15 protein-coding genes are annotated in these 17,947 nt (G+C 68.4%); 10 read left to right on the forward strand and 5 right to left on the reverse strand.

Annotation, left to right across the window (positions count from 1 at the left end; genetic code table 11):
• Positions 1 to 15: 15 nt before the first annotated feature.
• Entirely contained in the window at positions 16 to 1,008 is a 993-nt protein-coding gene (locus CR918_RS19540; protein ID WP_025875469.1) for a patatin-like phospholipase family protein, read from the reverse strand.
• Positions 1,009 to 1,172: 164 nt separating this feature from the next.
• Complete coding sequence (locus CR918_RS19545) at positions 1,173 to 2,177, reverse strand: TIGR00266 family protein (protein ID WP_099844536.1); 1,005 nt, start codon at positions 2,175 to 2,177, stop codon at positions 1,173 to 1,175.
• Positions 2,178 to 2,336: 159 nt separating this feature from the next.
• Between CR918_RS19545 and CR918_RS19550 the strand changes: the two genes are divergently transcribed.
• Positions 2,337 to 4,607: a TonB-dependent receptor gene (locus tag CR918_RS19550; RefSeq protein ID WP_032978438.1), complete on the forward strand. Its 2,271-nt coding sequence runs from the start codon at positions 2,337 to 2,339 to the stop codon at positions 4,605 to 4,607.
• A gap of 144 nt (positions 4,608 to 4,751) precedes the next feature.
• Here CR918_RS19550 and CR918_RS19555 read toward each other — a convergent pair whose 3' ends face one another.
• Positions 4,752 to 5,594, reverse strand: a complete 843-nt coding sequence (locus CR918_RS19555) for an acid phosphatase (protein WP_025875465.1) — start codon at positions 5,592 to 5,594, stop codon at positions 4,752 to 4,754.
• A 232-nt stretch (positions 5,595 to 5,826) separates the two neighbouring features.
• Between CR918_RS19555 and CR918_RS19560 the strand changes: the two genes are divergently transcribed.
• Together CR918_RS19560 and CR918_RS19565 are read left to right on the forward strand one after the other, a co-directional pair.
• A complete protein-coding gene (locus CR918_RS19560; protein WP_033832663.1) occupies positions 5,827 to 6,705 on the forward strand; it encodes a hypothetical protein in 879 nt (292 codons plus the stop codon).
• Between the two features lie 11 nt (positions 6,706 to 6,716).
• Positions 6,717 to 7,916, forward strand: a complete 1,200-nt coding sequence (locus tag CR918_RS19565) for a DUF4785 domain-containing protein (protein WP_099844690.1) — start codon at positions 6,717 to 6,719, stop codon at positions 7,914 to 7,916.
• A 46-nt stretch (positions 7,917 to 7,962) separates the two neighbouring features.
• On the opposite strand, the gene CR918_RS19570 is transcribed toward CR918_RS19565, so the two are convergent.
• Positions 7,963 to 8,721, reverse strand: coding sequence for an ABC transporter ATP-binding protein (locus CR918_RS19570; protein ID WP_223487235.1), 759 nt, complete (start codon positions 8,719 to 8,721; stop codon positions 7,963 to 7,965).
• 215 nt (positions 8,722 to 8,936) lie between these two features.
• Between CR918_RS19570 and CR918_RS19575 the strand changes: the two genes are divergently transcribed.
• The 7 genes from CR918_RS19575 to CR918_RS19605 all read left to right on the forward strand — a co-directional run bounded on the left by CR918_RS19575 (position 8,937) and on the right by CR918_RS19605 (position 17,185).
• On the forward strand, positions 8,937 to 10,139 hold the full coding sequence (locus CR918_RS19575; RefSeq protein ID WP_099844540.1) for a DesA family fatty acid desaturase: 1,203 nt from the start codon (positions 8,937 to 8,939) through the stop codon (positions 10,137 to 10,139).
• Positions 10,136 to 10,471: an EF-hand domain-containing protein gene (locus CR918_RS19580; RefSeq protein WP_025875455.1), complete on the forward strand. Its 336-nt coding sequence runs from the start codon at positions 10,136 to 10,138 to the stop codon at positions 10,469 to 10,471. The genes CR918_RS19575 and CR918_RS19580 overlap by 4 nt, the downstream gene beginning before the upstream one ends.
• A gap of 227 nt (positions 10,472 to 10,698) precedes the next feature.
• A complete protein-coding gene (locus CR918_RS19585; RefSeq protein ID WP_099844542.1) occupies positions 10,699 to 11,517 on the forward strand; it encodes a hypothetical protein in 819 nt (272 codons plus the stop codon).
• 82 nt (positions 11,518 to 11,599) lie between these two features.
• Positions 11,600 to 12,412: a bifunctional DNA-formamidopyrimidine glycosylase/DNA-(apurinic or apyrimidinic site) lyase gene (gene mutM, locus CR918_RS19590; RefSeq protein WP_025875451.1), complete on the forward strand. Its 813-nt coding sequence runs from the start codon at positions 11,600 to 11,602 to the stop codon at positions 12,410 to 12,412.
• Between the two features lie 69 nt (positions 12,413 to 12,481).
• Complete coding sequence (locus tag CR918_RS19595) at positions 12,482 to 13,048, forward strand: ECF-type sigma factor (protein ID WP_099844544.1); 567 nt, start codon at positions 12,482 to 12,484, stop codon at positions 13,046 to 13,048.
• Positions 13,049 to 13,066: 18 nt separating this feature from the next.
• Positions 13,067 to 15,532 carry a serine/threonine-protein kinase gene (locus tag CR918_RS19600; RefSeq protein WP_099844546.1) on the forward strand — a complete coding sequence of 822 codons (2,466 nt, stop codon included), beginning with the start codon at positions 13,067 to 13,069 and terminating at the stop codon, positions 15,530 to 15,532.
• Between the two features lie 48 nt (positions 15,533 to 15,580).
• The gene (locus CR918_RS19605) at positions 15,581 to 17,185 is read left to right on the forward strand and encodes an OpgD/OpgG family glucan biosynthesis protein (protein ID WP_032978429.1); all 1,605 of its coding nucleotides are present in this window, start codon (positions 15,581 to 15,583) and stop codon (positions 17,183 to 17,185) included.
• A 37-nt stretch (positions 17,186 to 17,222) separates the two neighbouring features.
• Here CR918_RS19605 and CR918_RS19610 read toward each other — a convergent pair whose 3' ends face one another.
• Positions 17,223 to 17,942, reverse strand: a complete 720-nt coding sequence (locus CR918_RS19610) for an SEL1-like repeat protein (protein ID WP_025875444.1) — start codon at positions 17,940 to 17,942, stop codon at positions 17,223 to 17,225.
• Positions 17,943 to 17,947 lie beyond the last annotated feature (5 nt).

The following is a 17,947-nucleotide window of genomic DNA, read 5'->3' on the forward strand; positions in this document are numbered from 1 at the left end:
TTCAAGCGCCGCGCGTCAGCACTTTTCCTTGCGGCCCATCAGCTTGCCCAGGCGCGAAGGCTCGTCGCACTTGGGCGCCGCCACCGGTGCCGGTGCCAATGCGGCGGCGCGGGCCTTCTGCAGCTGCTGGATCTTGGCGCGGATCTGCGGCATCGCCGCCATCGCGGCCTTCTCGCCTTCCAGGATGGCCGTGCCACGCTGGCTGAAATCGGCAGCACCGATGTCCAGCACCTTCGGCCGGATCACGATGTCGGCGCGCGCCAGTTCCTGCTCGCCCAGGCGCTGGCCCATGATAGAGATCGACTGGTTGACGATGCCGAGCATGCCGGTCGGTGCCTTGCCGCTGGCCTTGCTGGAGATGTCCACGGCGATCACGAACTCGGCACCGAGCTGTCGTGCGGCATCCACCGGCACCGGGCTGACCACGCCGCCGTCGATGTAGTTGCGGCCACCGATCTTCACCGGCTCGAACACGCCGGGGATGCTGCTGGAAGCGCGTACCGCCTGGCCGACGTTGCCGCGCACGAAGATCGAACGCTCGCCGGTTTCCAGCTGGGTGGCGACGGCGGCGAACGGCTTTTTCAGGCGCTCGGCCGGGCGGTTGGCCACCTGTTCGTTGACGTAGTCCTGCAGCTTCTGGCCCTGCACCAGGCCACCGGAGAACAGGCGCACGTCGCGGATGCTGGCTTCGTCCAGCGCCACCGCCTTGCTCTGCATCTGGAAGGCGTCCATGCCGCTGGCATACAGGGCGCCGACCACGCTGCCGGCACTGGTGCCGGACACCACCACCGGTTCGAAGCCGTTGGCCTCGAGCATCTTGATCACGCCGATGTGCGCAAAGCCCTTGGCCGCGCCGCCGCCGAGCGCGATGCCGATCTTCACCGGCTTGGCCTGCGGAACCACGGTGGGCTGCGCGGGCGGGGTGGGGCGGACCTCTTCACCACCGCAACCGGCCAGCAGGCCGAGCAGGGCGACGGACAGCAGCACGCGGGGGCGGAACAGGCTCATCGGCAGTGCGCTCGCGGCGCCGGATTCAGGAAAGGGCGCCAGCATACCGAACGCACAAAATTCGTGGGTAGCGCCGGGCCATGCCCGGCGGATGGTTCAGCTGCCGCTGTGCTCGCCGGGCATGGCCCGGCGCTACCGATGCGATGTGGGGTACCGCCGGCCCGTCAACCCAGCAGCGAACTCTCGCCGCGGCTCTTGCCGCCGCCCTGCGGCGCGGCCATCCACATGCGGCCGGCCAGGCGCGAGAACGGCAGCGACTGCAGCCAGACCTTGCCTGGCCCGGTCAGGGTGGCCAGGAACACACCCTCGCCACCGAACAGCACGCTTCGGATGCCTTTGACCCGGCGCACGTCCATGTCCACGGTCGGATGGTAGGCGACGATGCAGCCGGTATCGACGTCCAGGCGTTCGCCGGCGGCCAGCTCACGCTCGACCACGCAGCCGCCGGCATGGATGAACACCCAGCCATCGCCTTCAAGCTTCTGCATGATGAAGCCCTCGCCGCCGAATAGGCCGGTCATGATCTTGCGCTGGAACTGCACGCCGATCTGCACGCCGCGCGCGCCCGCCAGGAAGCTGTCCTTCTGGCAGATCAGGCGCCCGCCGTGCTGGTCCAGCTTCATCGCCAGCACGGTGCCGGGATAGGGCGCGGCGAAAGCGACCTTGCCGCGGCCCTGGCCGGTCTGCGTGTAGACGGTGGCAAACAGGCTTTCACCGGTCAGCACGCGCTTGCCGGCCGCCATCACCTTGTCCATGAAACCGCCACTCTGGCCGCTGCGCGCGCCGCCGCCGAATACGGTGTCCATCTGCACCGAGGCATCCTTGAACATCAGCGCGCCGGCCTCGGCCACCGCACCTTCGCCGGGATCCAGCTCGATTTCCACGAACTGCATTTCATGGCCGACGATGCGGAAGTCGATGCGGTCGGCGCGGCCGCCGGTTGAGGCTGTTGCGACTGCAGGGGTGACTGCAGGCATCGGCGGCGGAGGCGCGGTGCCGGTGCCGGCCTGCTGCAGGGCGGCGATTTCGGACACCGGTGTCCACCCTGTCATGCCCTGGCACCAGGCCAGCGCGCGCGGATTGGCCTGGGCGAAGCGGCGCGCGGCGTCCTCGTCGAACGGACCGACACGGTCGGCCTGGCCGGGAGCATGGAAGTACCACTGGGTCATCGCAGCAGGTCCGTTGCGGGGAAAAACCCCGAGTCTAGCGGCAGCGTCCGGCGGCGCGCGAGGCGGCCATGAACGATCGGCATTTGCGAGGGAGGTGCTGTATTGCAACAATTATCTGGTAGCGCCGTTTTACCACCCCTCCAAACACAGCCTACCGCCATGTCTCCGACCCGTACTTCCCGTGGCCGCTCTCCGGTCGCGCGCCCGCTCGTTGTCGCTCTTTCCGCCCTGCTGCCGCTGGTAGCAGCCGCCCAGGAAACCCCCGCCGCCAAGGATCCGGTCGCCCTCGATGCGCTGCAGGTGACTGCACAGCGTCGTGTCGAGAACGCCAAGGACGTGCCGGTTGCGATCAGCGCGATCCAGGGCGAAAAGCTCGACGTGCTCGGTTCGGCGGGCGATGACATCCGCTTCCTTGCTGCGCGCGTGCCGAGCCTCAACATCGAGTCGTCCTACGGCCGTGCCTTCCCGCGCTTCTACATCCGCGGCCTGGGCAATACCGATTTCGACCTCAATGCATCGCAGCCGGTCTCGCTGGTGTACGACGATGTGGTGCAGGAAAGCCCGCTGCTGAAGGGCTTCCCGCTGTTCGACCTGGCCGGCGTGGAAGTGCTGCGCGGCCCGCAGGGCACCCTGTTCGGGCGCAACACCCCGGCTGGCGTGGTCAAGTTCGATTCGGCGCGGCCGTCGCAGGATGCCGATGGCTACGTGCGCGTGGGCTATGGCAGCTACAACAGCTGGAACGTGCAGGGCGCCTACGGCGGCCCGCTGACCGACCGCTGGTCCGCACGCGTGTCGGCCATCTACCAGCGTCGTGACGACTGGGTCGACAACACCCGTGCCGGTGCGCCCAACAGTGGTTTTGAAGGCTATGACGAAGCCGCCGGCCGCGTGCAGTTCCTGTACGAAGGCGATGACTTCGAAGCGCTGTTCAACCTGCACAAGCGCAAGCTCAACGGCACCGCGCGCCTGTTCCGCGCCAACATCATCGAGAAGGGCGGCAACGCGCTGGTCGAGAACTTCGACCGCGACAAGGTCGCCAACGACGGCGTCAACTTCTCCGACCTGGAAACCTGGGGCGGCAGCGCGCGCCTGCAGTGGAACCTCGGTTCGGTGACCCTGCATTCGATCACCGGCTATGAGACCGCCGAATCGCTCAACCGCGGCGACATCGACGGTGGCTACGGCGCCGCGTTCCTCGGCGCGGGCAACTCCGGCCCGGGCCTGATTCCGTTCTCGTCCGAGTCGGCCGACGGCCTGCCGCACCACCGCCAGTGGACCCAGGAATTCCGCGTGGAATCCAACGAATGGGGCCGCTTCGACTGGCAGGCCGGCGTCTTCTACTTCGATGAAGACGTCACCATCAACAACTTCAACTACGACTCGCTGACCCCGGGCAACCCGCAGACCGGCCACGTCGTGCAGCAGCAGCGCAACAAGGCATGGGCGGTGTTCGCTTCGGGCGACTTCGATGTCACCGACCGCTTCAAGCTGCGTGCCGGCGTGCGCTATACGCAGGACAAGAAGGACTTCAGCGCCAGCGTGCTGCAGGCCGTGCCGTTCGGCACCCCGGTCAGCGGTCCGTACCTGGCCAACACCGACGTCAACGACGTCAGCTGGGATGTCAGCGGCGTGTACAAGCTGACCGACAACGTCAATGCTTATGCACGCGTGGCCAAGGGCTTCCGCGCACCGTCGATCCAGGGTCGCCTGGCGTTCGCACCGGGCCTGTCGCAGGCCGATTCGGAGAAGGTGATTTCGTACGAAGCCGGCATCAAGGCCGACCTGTTCGAACGTCGTGCGCGCCTGGGCTTCAGCGTGTTCCGCTATGACGTGGACGGCCAGCAGCTGATCGCCGTCGGTGGCACCAACAACACCGCCACCCTGCTCAACGCCGACAAGACCATCGGCCAGGGCGTGGAGCTGGACCTGGAAGCCTACCTGGCCGACAACGTGCTGCTGACCTTCGGCAGCAGCTACAACGACACCGAGATCAAGGACAAGAACCTGGCGGTGGCGGTCTGTGGCGGCGGCTGCACCATCACCGACCCGACCACGGTCATCAATGGCGGCACCTATGCGCTGGTCAACGGCAATCCGCTGCCGCAGGCACCGAAGTGGATCCACAACGCGACCCTGCGCGTGGGCTTCCCGCTCAGCGATGGCAGCGAGCTGTATGCCTACACCGACTGGGCCTACCGCAGTGCGGTCAACTTCTTCATCTACGAGTCGCCGGAATTCCGCGGCCGCAGTTCGCTGGAAGGTGGCCTGCGCCTGGGCTACAACTGGGATTACGGCCAGTACGACGTGGCCGTGTTCGGCCGCAACCTGACCAACCAGACCCGCGTGGTCGGCGCGATCGACTTCAACAACCTGACCGGCTTCCTCAACGAGCCGCGTACCTGGGGCGTGGAGTTCACCGCGAAGTTCTGATGCGGCTGCAGCAATGATGCAATGAAGAAGGGCCGGCGCATGCCGGCCCTTCTGTTCTTCGCGTCCGCCGGGCATGGCCCGGCGCTACCCATGCGTCGCGCCCGGTAGCGCCGGGCCATGCCCGGCGAGCGCAGCGGCGGTGGATTACAAGGCGCTCTGCGGGCGCACCTTCAGCACCGCGTTCTCGGTGGCGCAGTCGCGGCTGGAGTGCAGGCCGGCCTTGCGCGCAGCAGCGATCTCCCTGCGCGCGGCAAGCAGGTCGCTGTTGAACGCCGCGTTGTCATGCAGGCGGGCCACGGCGGCGGCGCCCATGAAGCGGCCTTCGAGGATGTCGCTCTGCCAGTGCACGTTGCACACCAGGCGACTCTCGCCGTAGTTGCGGCCGCGCGCCTGGATGGCATCGGCGCGATCCGGTGCGATCTCCGACAGGATCAATGCCCATGCCCAGCCGATCGAGGTGTGACCGGACGGATAGGAGCCGTTGCTGCGCAGCCCCTCCTCATCCTTCGGCGAGCAGGTCGGCTCGCCGTTGACCATGAACGGACGGGGGCGCTGGTACGTGTTCTTGGCGGCCTTGGTGGCAGCACTGGCGTCGATGCGGCTGCGCTCCAGCAGGCGGTACAGGGCGGGGGTCTTCACTGCATCCACGTCGATGTCGGCGGCACAGGAAAAATGGTTGGCACCTTCCGGAAAGCCGAGTTCGGCATCGACGCCGGCCTGGGCGAAACGCGGGCTGCCGCGCAGCGCACGTGCTTCACGGCTGACCTGCTCGTCCAGCGCAAAGGCCGCCGAGCCGGCGGCCGGTGGTGCCGGCACCAGATCGATGCTGGCCGGCACTGCGGTCTTGTCCAGGTAGCCCACGGCCTTGGTGGTGACGTTGGCTTCGACGGCGGTCGGTTTGCTGGTGGTGGTGGCGGCGCAGCCGGCCAGCGACAACGCGATGGCCAGGCCCAGCAGCGGCCGGGCAGGGGGGAGGATCGACGACATGGGCAGACTCGGGCAGGGAACTCGCCGGCCATGATCGCAGCCTCGATTGCCGGCCGCAGCGTCCATCGGTCATACGGCCAGACCCGGCATGGTCCCGCTGCACTGGGTGAAAACGGTCATCAATTGTCGGCAATCTGCTGAATCCGGGCGCAGCGCACGGATTTTCACGCGCTGCCGCCATGAGCATCAGGTCACAGCCGGGCCGGGGGGATCCGCTGAAGGGAGAGACGCGATGCGCAGCACCGCAACAGGAAGTACCGTTCTGGCCCTGCTCCTTGGGGTGGCGACCGTACCGGCGCAGGCCGCCGATGTGTACGGCGTCGCCTTCGTGCACGGCACCGGCGCGCAGACCAATGCCACGCAGGACTACTGGCAGCCGGCGATCATCGACACCGTCCGCCAGGGCCTGCCGAACAGCAGCAACTACGTGGTCATCAACTGCGACTTCACCCAGTACATGTGGAAGCCGGAAGCGGCCGGCTGCCTGGCCAACCAGCTCACCGGCTTCATCGACAGCCGGGGCATCACCCAGCTGGTGGTGATCACCCATTCCAACGGCGGCAACGTGATGCGCTGGATCCTGTCCAACCCCACCTACGACAGCCGCTACCCGAAGATCATCAACCGGCTGCGCAAGGTCACTGCGCTGGCGCCCTCCTCGGCAGGTACGCCGCTGGCCGACGCCGTGCTCAACGGCAACACCTTCGAGACCTCGCTGGGCTGGCTGCTGGGCTACAAGAACGATGCCGTGCGCATGCAGCAGGTGGGGCACATGGCCACCTACAACGCGCAGAACCTGTACGGCACCGCCGGCCGCCCGGCCCTGCCCAAGCCGTTCCGCGCAGTGGTCGGCAGCGATGTCGAATCGGCGGTGTGGGACAGCAACAGCTACTGCGGCGGCTACTCCGCCAATGTCGGCCTGGAGTTCACCCAGAACTGGCTGTCGTCGTGCTCGGACGGTTTCCTGGAGTGCAGCAGCCAGAAGGCGGCCGGCACGCTGTGGTTCACCGACAAGGCGCGTACCCAGGGCGCCGAGCCGCTCAGCCACAACCAGAGCCGACGTGAGTGCTTCGGCCTCGGCGGCATCCTGCGCAACGACCTGACCCAGTGAGGGAGATGACCATGACGATCCATTCCACCCTGCTGGCTGCCGCCGTGCTGGCGGTCCTTTCCACTGCATCGGCGCAGGCCGCGCAGCCGCTGCGTGTTGCCGCAGGCGACCAGATTCCCGCCGGCCTGGTTGCCGCGCCGCTGCCTGCCGATGAAAGCGAGCACGCGCCGCTGGCCTTCGCCTGGGCGCTGGACCCGGCACAGCCACTGCAGGCTCCCGGTCCCCAGGCCGCCATCAGCCGCAGCTACTGGCAGCAGGTCGACGCTGCCGAACTGCAGCGCGGCCTGGAACTGCCCCTGAGCGCACCGGATGCGGTGATCCAGCTCAGCCCGGCGCCGGGCGCCCGCGCGCTGCCGGCAAGCTCGCTGCAGGTACGTGATCCGGCGGGGCGCAGCAGCGTCGCGCGCAGTGTCGACGCACGCCAGCTGCAGGATGCGGGCATGCCGGTCGGTGATGGCAGCAGCATGCTGCGCACCGGTACCACCAGCGCGGCCGGTGTTTACCGCCTGCAGAGTGCGCAGGCGCAGGGCCGCTATGTGGTGCAGGTGCTGGAGCCCAACAGCCCGCTGCGGTTGGAAGTGCAGGCCAGCCAGGCGCAGGTGCTGGCCGGAGGCAACGTGCAGCTGCAGGCGCGTCTGCTGGAAGATGGTGCCAGCGCGGCGGCGTTGCGCACACGGCGTGACAGCCTCGGCGGTGAAGCGCTGCTGGTCGCACCCGATGGCCGCAGCTGGCCGCAGCGGTTGCTGCGCACCACCGATGGCAGCCTGCGTGCACAGGTAAGGATTCCGGCCGAGGCCAGCAACACGCAGGGCCTGTGGGAACTGCAGGTGTTCGCCCAGGCCGACGGCGTGCTGCGCGATGGCAAGGTCGCCTTCGCGGTGGCCAGGCCGACTGCCCGCTTCGTCGGCCAGGCCATGCCCGATCCCTCCAGCCGCCAGGTCAGTCTGCCGTTGCAGGTGGCCGCCGCTGGCCGCTACGAGGCGCGCGGCACCCTGTATGCCACCGCAGCCAACGGCCAGTTGCAGCCGGTGGCGCAGGCGCATGCCGCAGCGTGGTTCGATGGCCCGGGCCGCGGCGCGCTGGTACTGCCCTTCGACCAGGCCGCGTTGCCTGCCGGCTTCGGTGCGCCCTATGAACTGCGCGACCTGCAGCTGCAGGACCAGAGCCGGATGGCACCGATCGAGTCGCGCGCGCTGGCGTTGCGGTTCTGAAGCAGGGCGTGGCGGGCCGGACGTCCGGCCCGCCACAGACGCGGTGTCACCCCGCGTACGCGGTCAGCCGTCCTTCCTGTTCCACCACCGTGATCGCGCCGCCGAACACGGCCGACAGCGGTTCGTCGCGCAGCAGCTCGGCGCGCGCTCCATCGGCCACCACGCGGCCGTCGCGCAGCAGCACCACGCGCTCGATCTCGGGAATCACTTCCTCGATGTGGTGGGTGACCAGCACCAGGGTGATGCCCTGCTGCGCAAGCACGCGCATGGTGGCGATCAACTGCTGCCGGGCGACCAGGTCCAGCCCGGTGGAGGGTTCATCCAGCAGCAGCGCCTGCGGCCGGTTGACCAGCGCGCGGGCGATCAGCACGCGGCGGGTCTCGCCGGCCGACAGTTCGGCGTAGGCACGCTCACGCAGGCCCGACGCACCGGTCATCGCCAGCGTCTCGCCCACCCGCATGCGCATATCGGCGGTGACCTCGCGGAAGGCCGGCACCATGTAGCTGGCGAAGAACCCCGACAGTACCGCCTGCTCCACCGTCAGACCCGGCATGTCGGCCAGGTTGCTGCTGAGGTCACCGGTGACGATGCCCAGCTGCGAACGCAGCCGGTCGACCTGCCAGCGGTTCTGCCCCAGCACCTTCACCGCCACCGTGCCGTCGGCCTGCGCCAGCGGGTACAGCTCGCGGGTGATCAGCTTGATGAAGGTGGACTTGCCACAGCCATTGGGGCCGAGCAGGGCGGTGTGCTGGCCCTGCGCGATGCGCAGGCTCAGCCCGTGCAGGACCTTCACCTGGCCGCGCATCACGCTGGCGCGGTCCAGTTCGATCAAGGGCGGCAGGTCCCCGGCGGATGGGGCGGGGTCTACGGCGCGGATGCGCGGATCAAGGGTCGACAACACGGGTCCCCAACTGTGAACGAAGCCACGGAATGGCGCTGCCAATCCAGCGGTGCAAGGTGCAGTTTGCAACGCAAGCGCCCATGATGTCTTCCATACCTGTGTCGCTCTGGAGAGTCGCCATGCCTGATGCCCTGATGTCCCTGCTGACCGGTGGCGTACTGGGCCTGGGCTGGTGGCAGCTGGCCCTGGTGCTGCTGGTCTTCACCCAGCTCACGATCTTCTCGGTGACGCTCTACCTGCACCGCAGCCAGGCGCACCGGGGCGTGGACTTCCACCCGGTGGTCGCGCACTTCTTCCGCTTCTGGACCTGGCTGACCACCTCGATGATCACCAAGGAGTGGGTGGCGATCCATCGCAAGCACCACGCCAAGGTGGAAACCGAGGACGACCCGCACAGCCCGGTTACCCGTGGCATCGGCCAGGTGTTCTGGCGCGGCGTGGAGCTGTACCGCGAAGCACGCGGCATGCGTGAGGACATCGAACAGTACGGTCGCGGCACTCCGGACGACGCGATCGAGCGCCGCCTGTACACCCCGTATGCAACCCTCGGCCCGGTGCTGCTGTTTGCGGTCAACAGCGTGCTGTTCGGCCTGCCGGGCGTCGCCCTGTGGGCGATCCAGATGGCGTGGATCCCGTTCTGGGCCGCCGGCGTGGTCAATGGCCTGGGCCACTGGTGGGGCTATCGCAACTACGAGTCGGCCGACACCTCCACCAACCTGACGCCGTGGGCGTTCTGGATTGGTGGCGAGGAACTGCACAACAACCACCATGCGTTCCCCAGCTCGGCGCGATTTGCGATGCGGCGCTGGGAATTCGACATCGGCTGGAGTGCGATCCGCCTGCTGCAGGCATTGCGCCTGGCCAAGGTCCTGCGTGTCGCGCCGGCCATGGACGTGCGCCCGAACATCGCCGTGCCCGACGCCGATACCCTGAAGGCACTGCTGTCGCATCGCTTCCAGGCGATGACCGACTACCAGCGCAACGTGTTCATGCCGGCATTGCGCGAAGAAGCGCGATACGCGGGTGCAAAGCTGCGCCGGTTGCTGCCGCGCCGGCTGCGCCGTGGCCTGGTCAACGACGGCCGCTGGTTGAAGCCGGACAGCCGCGCCCAGCTCAGCGAATGGGTCGCCCAGCGCCCGCGCATCCGCACCCTGGTGGAATATCGCGCGCGCCTGGCAACGCTGCTGGAAGCACGCGGCCACGATGCCGCCGAGCGCCTGCGTCAACTGCAGGCCTGGTGCCGCGAGGCCGAGGAAAGCGGCATCGCCGCGCTGCAGGCCTATGCCGCGCGACTGAAGGGCTACACCCTGGTGGGCGGATGAGGGCTGCGCTGACGGCATTGCTGCTGGCCGCCGTGTGCGCACCTGCCGTGCAGGCCCAGGTCAGCGACACTGCCAGTTACCTGCAGCGCATGGACAGCGATGGCGACGGCAAGGTCAGTGAAGCCGAGTACCTGCAGTGGATGCTGTATGCCTTCGATCGCATGGACCGCAACGGCGATGGCGTGCTGACCGCCGACGAACTGCCCGGCGGCAAGGGCAGGGCCATCACCCGCGAACAGCAGCGGCAGGTGATCGTGCAGCGCTTCCACAAGCAGGACGCCAACGGTGACGGATTCCTGGATGCACGGGAACTGGCTGCACCGCCGCGCTGAGCGGCGCCAGTCGTAGCGTGCCCGGCTAAAGTTCGTCGGCGCGCTGCCGATGGTCTCTACGACTCGAACCCGGCGTACCGGTCGATCAGCAGAGACAGTGCGGGCTTGGCATGTCGACCGTGATGGAACGCGGTTGTGGGGACATGGAGGTTGGAGCAGTGCCGTTGCGATGATCGCTGCGCGTTGGGATCGCCCGCACTGACCTGACCGATGCCCAAGACCCCCCAATGAATGCCAAACCTACCCTTCTCACCGCCATTCTGCTTGGCGGCGTCGCCTGGTCTGCACCGGCACTGGCCGACGAGCCGGCTATAGCCGTGGCGGCCGACGCCGAACCGCAGCAGGCCTCGGATACCGCACCGGCAGCACCTGCCTGGGAACATCGGGTTCCGACCAGTACCAAACTGGAGACCAATGCCGATGGCCAGCCGATCGGCGACCGGACGCTGCGTCTGGTGCAGCGTTCCACCACCGGCAAGGTAATCGCAGCACAGGCTGCCGTATCGCTGTTCGCCGGTGTCATAGGCGGCAGCGGTTTCAGGAAGGACCAGCTGAAAGGTACCCGTGTGGACACCGTGCCGAACCCGGCCTTCAGTTCGATGGAGCAGCAGGCACGTGCGGCCTTGGCGGCCTACTTCAGCGCCCATCCCGGCGCCATCCCCGAGCAGTCGCGGCCGGTGCAGGTCACCGTGGGGGACTTCACCCTGATCTACAAGGAGCTCGGCAATGCCGGGACCGAATACGAACTGCGCCAGAACGTGGACCTGGGCTTTCCATACCGACGCAAGCTGCCGACCATGCGCCTGACCGGTGGCGAAGGCGCGCATTGCCGCATTGCCGAACCGGTCTCGGCGTCGCTGGAAGCGTGGCAGGCCGATGACTACGCGTTGGCGCGGCAGACTGCCGAGCGCTACGCCGAAGCGTGCGTGGCCAGCTTCGCCGCCACACTGCCGACCCTGTTCCCGGACGGCACCCCGGCGGCGACCGTGGCGCCGCCGCCAGAGGCCACCGACGCGGCCTCGGCCGAAGTGGGCCAGGACGCCTGATGGCGGCACGCCGCCGGGGTGCGTTGCACCCAGGCGGTGATGGCCGCGCTGCCCGCAGGGCAGGAGGGCATAGAATCGTCCCATGCCCGAACTGCCCGAAGTAGAAACCACCCGCCGTGGCCTGGCGCCACACCTGCAGGGCCGCCGCGTGCACGGGGTGATCCTGCGCCGTGCCGACCTGCGTTGGCCGATTCCACCGGAAGTGGCCGAGCTGCTGCCCGGCCAGCGCATCGAAGAGGTGCGCCGCCGCGCCAAGTACCTGCTGCTGGATACCGCCATCGGCAGCGCCGTGCTGCACCTGGGCATGTCCGGCAGCCTGCGCGTGCTGCCCGGCGACACCCCGTTGCGCGCGCATGACCATGTGGACATCAGCCTGGACAACGGCCGCCTGCTGCGTTTCAACGACCCGCGCCGCTTCGGCAGCCTGCTCTGGCAGCCGGCTGGCGAGATCCACCCGCTGCTGCAGGGGCTGGGCCCGGAGCCGCTGGACGACGCCTTCGACGGCGACTACCTGTTTGCCCGCAGCCGCGGCCGCAGCGCGCCGGTGAAGACCTTCCTGATGGACCAGGCGGTGGTGGTCGGGGTGGGCAACATCTACGCCGCCGAGAGCCTGTACAAGGCGGGGATCAGCCCGCTGCGCGAGGCCGGAAAGGTCACCCGCGAGCGCTATCGGCGGCTGGCCACGGCAGTGAAGGAAACGCTGGACTACGCCATCACCCGCGGTGGCACCACCCTGCGCGATTTCATCAGCCCCGACGGCGCGCCGGGCTACTTCGAGCAGGAGCTGCTGGTCTATGGCCGCGATGGCCTGCCGTGCCCCGGCTGCGGCCGCCCGCTCAAGCACGCCATGATCGGCCAGCGGGCAAGCGTGTGGTGCAGTCGCTGCCAGCGCTGAACGTCTTCATGCGCTGCACACGTGCAGCGCTATAGTCCAGCCGACATCCGCTGCGGGGGAGCGTTGGCGATGGACGAAGGCCCGGATATCACCGTATGGCTGGATGCTGCGCGCGGTGGCGACCGCGCCGCGCTCGACCGTGTACTGACCACCCTGTACCAGGAACTGCACAGCATGGCCCGGCGGCAGCTGGCCGGGCAGCAGGGACGCACCCTGGATGCGACCTCGCTGGTCCACGAGTCCTACCTGAAACTGCTGGGCAGCCGCGGTGCGGCGCGCTTCGAGGACCGTGCGCACTTCTTCGCCTATGCGGCGTCGGCGATGCGCAGCGTGGTCGTCGATTACGCGCGCAACCGGCTGGCGCGCAAGCGCGGTGGCGACCTCAAGCGGGTGGCCGAGATTCCCGAGAACAGCAGCAGCGGCGTGCGCCTGGACGAGGATCTGCTGGCCCTCGATGTTGCATTGGAACGCCTGCAGGCCGTCGATGCGCACCTGGCCAAGGTGGTGGAGCTGCGCTACTTCGCCGGCTTGTCCGACCTGGAGATCGCCGAACTGAGCCAGCGCTCGGAGCGCAGCATCCGCCGCGACTGGCAGAAAGCGCGGCTGTTCCTGCTGGCCGCGATGCGCAGCGACTGAGTCGCCGCCACCCACATCATGGATACCGCCCGCTGGCAGCAATTGTCATCCTGGCTGGACCAGCTGCTGGAGCTGGCACCCGCCGCCCGCCAGCTGCGCCTGCAGCGCGTGAGCGCGCAGGACCCGACGCTGGGCCGCGAGCTGGAACGCCTGCTGCAGCAGGAAGCCGACAGCCACGAGTTCATGGCCCAGCCCTTGTGGACCGCTACGCCGCCAGGCCGCGCCGGAAGCGAGGTCGGGCCGTATCGGCTGCTGCATCCGCTCGGCGAAGGCGGCATGGGCGAGGTCTGGCTGGCCGAGCGCTGCGATGGCCTGTACCAGCGCCAGGTCGCGCTGAAGCTGCTGCGCAGTGGCGTCGCCGATCCCGGCCTGCGCCAGCGCTTCGGCCGCGAGCGGCAGATCCTGGCCCGCCTGCAGCACCCGCACCTGGCACAGCTGCTGGACGCCGGGGTGGACCAGCACGGGCAGCCCTACCTGGCGCTGGACTACGTGGAAGGCGAGCCGATCAGCGACTACTGCCGGCGCCTGCAACCGCCGCTGGAAACGCGGCTGCAGCTGATGCTGCAGGTCTGCGCGGTGGTCAGCCATGCGCATGCGAACCTGGTGGTGCACCGCGACCTGAAGCCCTCCAACATCCTGGTACGCGCCGATGGCACGGTGAAACTGCTCGACTTCGGCATCGCCAAGCTGCTCGACCACGACGATCCGAACGCGGCCCATCCGGCTACCGAAATCCGCGCGTTCACCCTGCACTACGCCGCGCCGGAGCAGGTGCGTGGCGAGGCGGTGACGACCCTGACCGATGTCTATTCGCTGGGCGTGGTGCTGTTCGAGGTGGTCACCGGGCACAAGCCCTATCGCCTGCGCCGGCACAGTGACGCGGAATGGGAGCGCTCGATCCTGGATGTGCAGGCACCGCGTGCCTCGGCGCTGCTGCAACGGCTGGCCGCCGAGCCGGGGGCACCGAGACGGGCGCTGCTGCGGCAGGCCAAGCGACTGCGTGGCGATCTGGACGTGCTGCTGGAAAAGGCCCTGCAGAAAGACCCGCAGCAGCGCTACACGTCGGCCGAAGCACTGGCCGGCGACCTGCGCCGCTACCTGCAGGGGCAGCCGATCCAGGCGCGTCCGCCGGGCGTGGGTTACCGGGTGCGAAAGTACGTGGGCCGCCATCGCTGGGGCGTGGCGCTGGCCGGGCTGGCCGCGCTGGCCCTGCTGGGGACCACGTCCTTCGCCCTGTGGCAGTTGCGCCAGGCGCGGGCGGAAATGGCGCGTGCGCAGGCCATGCAGGATTTCACTGTTGGCCTGTTCGACAAGGCGGCCAGCCAGCGCCACGGCCATTTCGACGTGCCGCAGTTGCTGGCCACCGGCCAGCAACGGGGCGAAGCCGAACTGGCTGACCAGCCGCTGGCGCTGGCCGAGCTGCAAGGGGTGATCGGCCGCCTGCGCATCGGCCTGGGCGACTACCAGCTGGCGCTGCAGACCCTGGACCAGCAGCGCCGGCTGCTGCAGGAGGTGGGCGAGGTGCCGCCGGCGCTGCAGATCGAGGCGGTTACCCAGCGCGGGCGCGCACTGCGCATGCTCGGTCGCGGACGCGAGTGCCTGGCGCACCTGCAGCCACTGCAACCGCTGGCGGCCAGCCAGGCGGCGGCATTGCCGGCGGCGGTGGCCGAGTTCCACAGCCAGCTTGGGCGTTGCCAGGCCCAACTGGGTGACGCCGATGCGGCGCGACGTTCGTTCCAGCAGGCGCTGGCGCTGCGCCACCAGGGGATGGTCGAGCGCTTCGGGCGTGCTGAATCACTGGCCGATCTGGCCGCCCTGGACGCCACCGCCGGACGCCTGCCGGCCGCGCTGGCGGGGTACCGGCAGGCGCTGGCCCTGCTCGGCCAACGCGCCGACGCCAGCAGCCCGCAGGTGATCAGCCTGCATCGCCAGCTGGGCGATGTGCTGGCCCGGCAGGGCGACACGCAGGCGGCAGCGGCCGAGCTGGAGCTGGCCTGGCAGGCGGCACAGGAGGCATGGGGACCGCGCCACCCGGAGGCACTGGTGGTCCGCCGTGCACGCGCGTTGCTGGCCCTGCAGCGTGGCCAGCACGCGCTGGCCGGCCAGGAACTGCGGCAGGTGCAGGCACAGCTGCTCGGCGCCCTGGGCCCGGACCATCGCGAGATCGGCTACGGCGAGTTCGCCCTGGGGAAATGGGCCAGCGCCAGCGGCGACGCCTCGGCGGCGGCAGCACACTATGCCCGTGCGGTGGCGATCTGGCGCCAACCGGATCACGTCGCTCTGCTGCCGCAGGCGCTGCTGGCACAAGGGCAGGTCCTGCAGCAGGCCGGCCAGATCGCGCAGGCCCGCACCGTGCTGGCCGAGGCACGGCAGCTGCTGCTGGCCCAGCGCGGTCCGCAGGCACCGGCCCTGCACGAGCTTGATGCCCGCCTTGCGGCATTGGCGCAGGCTGAACAGGGTATCGAGTCCACCGCTGCCCGTTAACGTTTGTCTGCCTATGATGGCCGACCTTCCCTTTGCTCCCGCGCCTGCATGCAACGACGCGACTTCATCCGCAATGCCTCCCTGGCCCTGGCCGCCTTCGGCCTGCCGTCACTGCCGGCCTGTGCGGCCAGCAAGAGTGGCCAGCTTGGGCTGCGCCGGCTTGGCCAGCCGCAGCCGTTCGATTTCGCCACCCTGAAGGGCCAGGCGCGCGCGCTGGCACAGGCGCCCTACCAGAGCCACAAGCGGGTGCTGCCGGGCAAGCTGGAGGCGCTGGACTGGGATCAGTACCAGTCGATCGGCTACCGCCAGGACCATGCCCTGTGGGCCGACCAGCCGGGTAAGTTCCAGGCCAAGTTCTTCCACCTGGGTCTGTACTTCCATTCGCCCGTGCGCATGTACGACGTGGTCGACGGCAAGGCGCAGGAACTGGCCTATGACGGCGCCGCGTTCAACTACGGCAAGAGCGGGTTGAAGAATGGTGAGCTGCCGGCCGACCTCGGCTTTGCCGGGTTCCGGCTGAACACGCGCAAGGACACCGACCGCGATTTCGCCGCGTTCCTGGGTGCCAGCTACTTCCGCGCAGTGGGCAAGGAAGGCCAGTACGGACAGTCCGCGCGTGGCCTGGCCATCGACACCGGCATGGGCAAGCCGGAGGAATTCCCAGACTTCATCGCCTATTACCTGGAACAGCCTGCGGCCGACTCGGACACCATCATCGTCTATGCGCTGCTGGATTCGCCCAGCGTGGCCGGTGCCTACCGCTTCGCCGTCACCAACGGCGATGTGCTGCTGATGGACATCGACAGCGCGTTGTACCCGCGCAAAACCATCGAGCGGCTGGGCATCGCCCCGTGCACCAGCATGTACCAGGTAGGCGAGAACGACCGACGCATGGGCTGGGACTGGCGCCCGGAGATCCACGATACCGACGGCCTGTCGCTGTGGACCGGCGCTGGTGAATGGATCTGGCGGCCGCTGGTGAACCCGCGCAACCTGCGCTTCAACATGTTCGTCGACCGCAACCCGCGTGGCTTCGGCCTGCTGCAGCGTGACCGCAACTTCGACCATTACCAGGACGACGGCGTGTTCTACGAGAAGCGTCCGTGCCTGTGGGTGGAGCCGAAGGGCGAATGGGGCGAGGGTTCGGTGCAGCTGGTGGAGATTCCCACCGTCGATGAAACCTTCGACAACATCGTGGCCTTCTGGAACCCGAAGGAAAAGCCGCAGCCGGGCCAGGAACTGCTGGTCGGCTACCGGCTGTACTGGGGCGCACAGCCGCCGGCGCATACGCCGCTGGCCCATTGCGTTGCCAGCCGCACCGGCCTGGGCGGGGTGATCGGCAAGAAGCGCGAGTACTTCTCGTGGCGCTTTGCGGTCGACTTTGAAGGCGGCGAACTGGCCAGCCTGATCGACAAGGCCGACGTCGAAGCCGTTGTCGAAACCAGCCGTGGCCGGGTGGAGATCGTCTCGGCGCGGCCGCTGCGCGAGATCAAGGGTTACCGCGCGATGTTCGACCTGGTGCCGCCGGAGGGCAGCAGCGAGCAGATCGACATCCGCCTGTACCTGCGCAGTGGCGGCAAGACCCTCACCGAAACCTGGCTGTACCAGTACACCCCGCCGCCGGCTGGTGCGCCGGAGCGCACGCTGTACTGAGTGATGCAGGGTGCCGGCTTGCTGCCGGCACCTTGGGTTACGGCTTGCCCTCGGTTGCCGCTGGAGGTGGCGTCTGGGTCGGCAGGCCGACTTCCACGGTGCCGCGACGTATTTTCATCCAGTTCTCGTCCTGCCAGCGCTGATAGCGGTCTGGATCCCAGTACGTGGGATCGTAGAGGCGGTCGGCTTTGATGGTTCGGCTCACGCCTCCATCCATGTAGACGATGTCGACGTTGTTGGACAGTGAGCCGGTCCGGCTCCCGGTCATCGCACGCTTGCCCCGCTGCAGCTCCGCGGCCAGGCGTGGGCGAGCCGCTGCATCGCCGTACTCATCGCGCAGCCGCAGCGCCTGCGCTCGTGCGATATCGTGCTGTTCCAACGGCAGTGCTGCCCAGTACTTGTCGCGCAGCTCGAGCATCAACGGGTATCCGCGCTCGGCCGCGACATCCATCCACGCAAAGGCCATGACCGGGTCGGCAGCACGTTTGACACCGTACCAGTACATCTCGCCCAGCAGCCCCTGCGCAGGCTTGTCGGCGTAGCGGGCAGCCTTGCGGAAGTTGTCCATCGCCGCTTCGGCGTCGCCGCGTTGCAGCGCATCCATGCCCCACTGCCGGAACTTCATGTCTGGATGCCCGTCCAGGAATCCGGCGCCAAGCAGTGCCGCATCATCCAGCGGAGCGGCGGGCCCCTGGCCGGAGGCGACGGCAAGTACAGGCAGGAACAACAGGGGAATCAACAGCAGGGCGGAACGCATGGCGG

The organism is Stenotrophomonas indicatrix (assembly GCF_002750975.1).
Lineage (GTDB): Bacteria > Pseudomonadota > Gammaproteobacteria > Xanthomonadales > Xanthomonadaceae > Stenotrophomonas > Stenotrophomonas indicatrix.

Bases quoted from the DNA above. Each gene is read 5' to 3' on its own strand.
- CR918_RS19540 (WP_025875469.1), bottom strand. From the start codon at position 1,008: ATGAGCCTGTTCCGCCCCCGCGTGCTGCTGTCCGTCGCCCTGCTCGGC.
- CR918_RS19545 (WP_099844536.1), bottom strand. From the start codon at position 2,177: ATGACCCAGTGGTACTTCCATGCTCCCGGCCAGGCCGACCGTGTCGGT.
- CR918_RS19550 (WP_032978438.1), top strand. From the start codon at position 2,337: ATGTCTCCGACCCGTACTTCCCGTGGCCGCTCTCCGGTCGCGCGCCCG.
- CR918_RS19555 (WP_025875465.1), bottom strand. From the start codon at position 5,594: ATGTCGTCGATCCTCCCCCCTGCCCGGCCGCTGCTGGGCCTGGCCATC.
- CR918_RS19560 (WP_033832663.1), top strand. From the start codon at position 5,827: ATGCGCAGCACCGCAACAGGAAGTACCGTTCTGGCCCTGCTCCTTGGG.
- CR918_RS19565 (WP_099844690.1), top strand. From the start codon at position 6,717: ATGACGATCCATTCCACCCTGCTGGCTGCCGCCGTGCTGGCGGTCCTT.
- CR918_RS19570 (WP_223487235.1), bottom strand. From the start codon at position 8,721: ATGCGCGGCCAGGTGAAGGTCCTGCACGGGCTGAGCCTGCGCATCGCG.
- CR918_RS19575 (WP_099844540.1), top strand. From the start codon at position 8,937: ATGCCTGATGCCCTGATGTCCCTGCTGACCGGTGGCGTACTGGGCCTG.
- CR918_RS19580 (WP_025875455.1), top strand. From the start codon at position 10,136: ATGAGGGCTGCGCTGACGGCATTGCTGCTGGCCGCCGTGTGCGCACCT.
- CR918_RS19585 (WP_099844542.1), top strand. From the start codon at position 10,699: ATGAATGCCAAACCTACCCTTCTCACCGCCATTCTGCTTGGCGGCGTC.
- mutM (WP_025875451.1), top strand. From the start codon at position 11,600: ATGCCCGAACTGCCCGAAGTAGAAACCACCCGCCGTGGCCTGGCGCCA.
- CR918_RS19595 (WP_099844544.1), top strand. From the start codon at position 12,482: ATGGACGAAGGCCCGGATATCACCGTATGGCTGGATGCTGCGCGCGGT.
- CR918_RS19600 (WP_099844546.1), top strand. From the start codon at position 13,067: ATGGATACCGCCCGCTGGCAGCAATTGTCATCCTGGCTGGACCAGCTG.
- CR918_RS19605 (WP_032978429.1), top strand. From the start codon at position 15,581: ATGCAACGACGCGACTTCATCCGCAATGCCTCCCTGGCCCTGGCCGCC.
- CR918_RS19610 (WP_025875444.1), bottom strand. From the start codon at position 17,942: ATGCGTTCCGCCCTGCTGTTGATTCCCCTGTTGTTCCTGCCTGTACTT.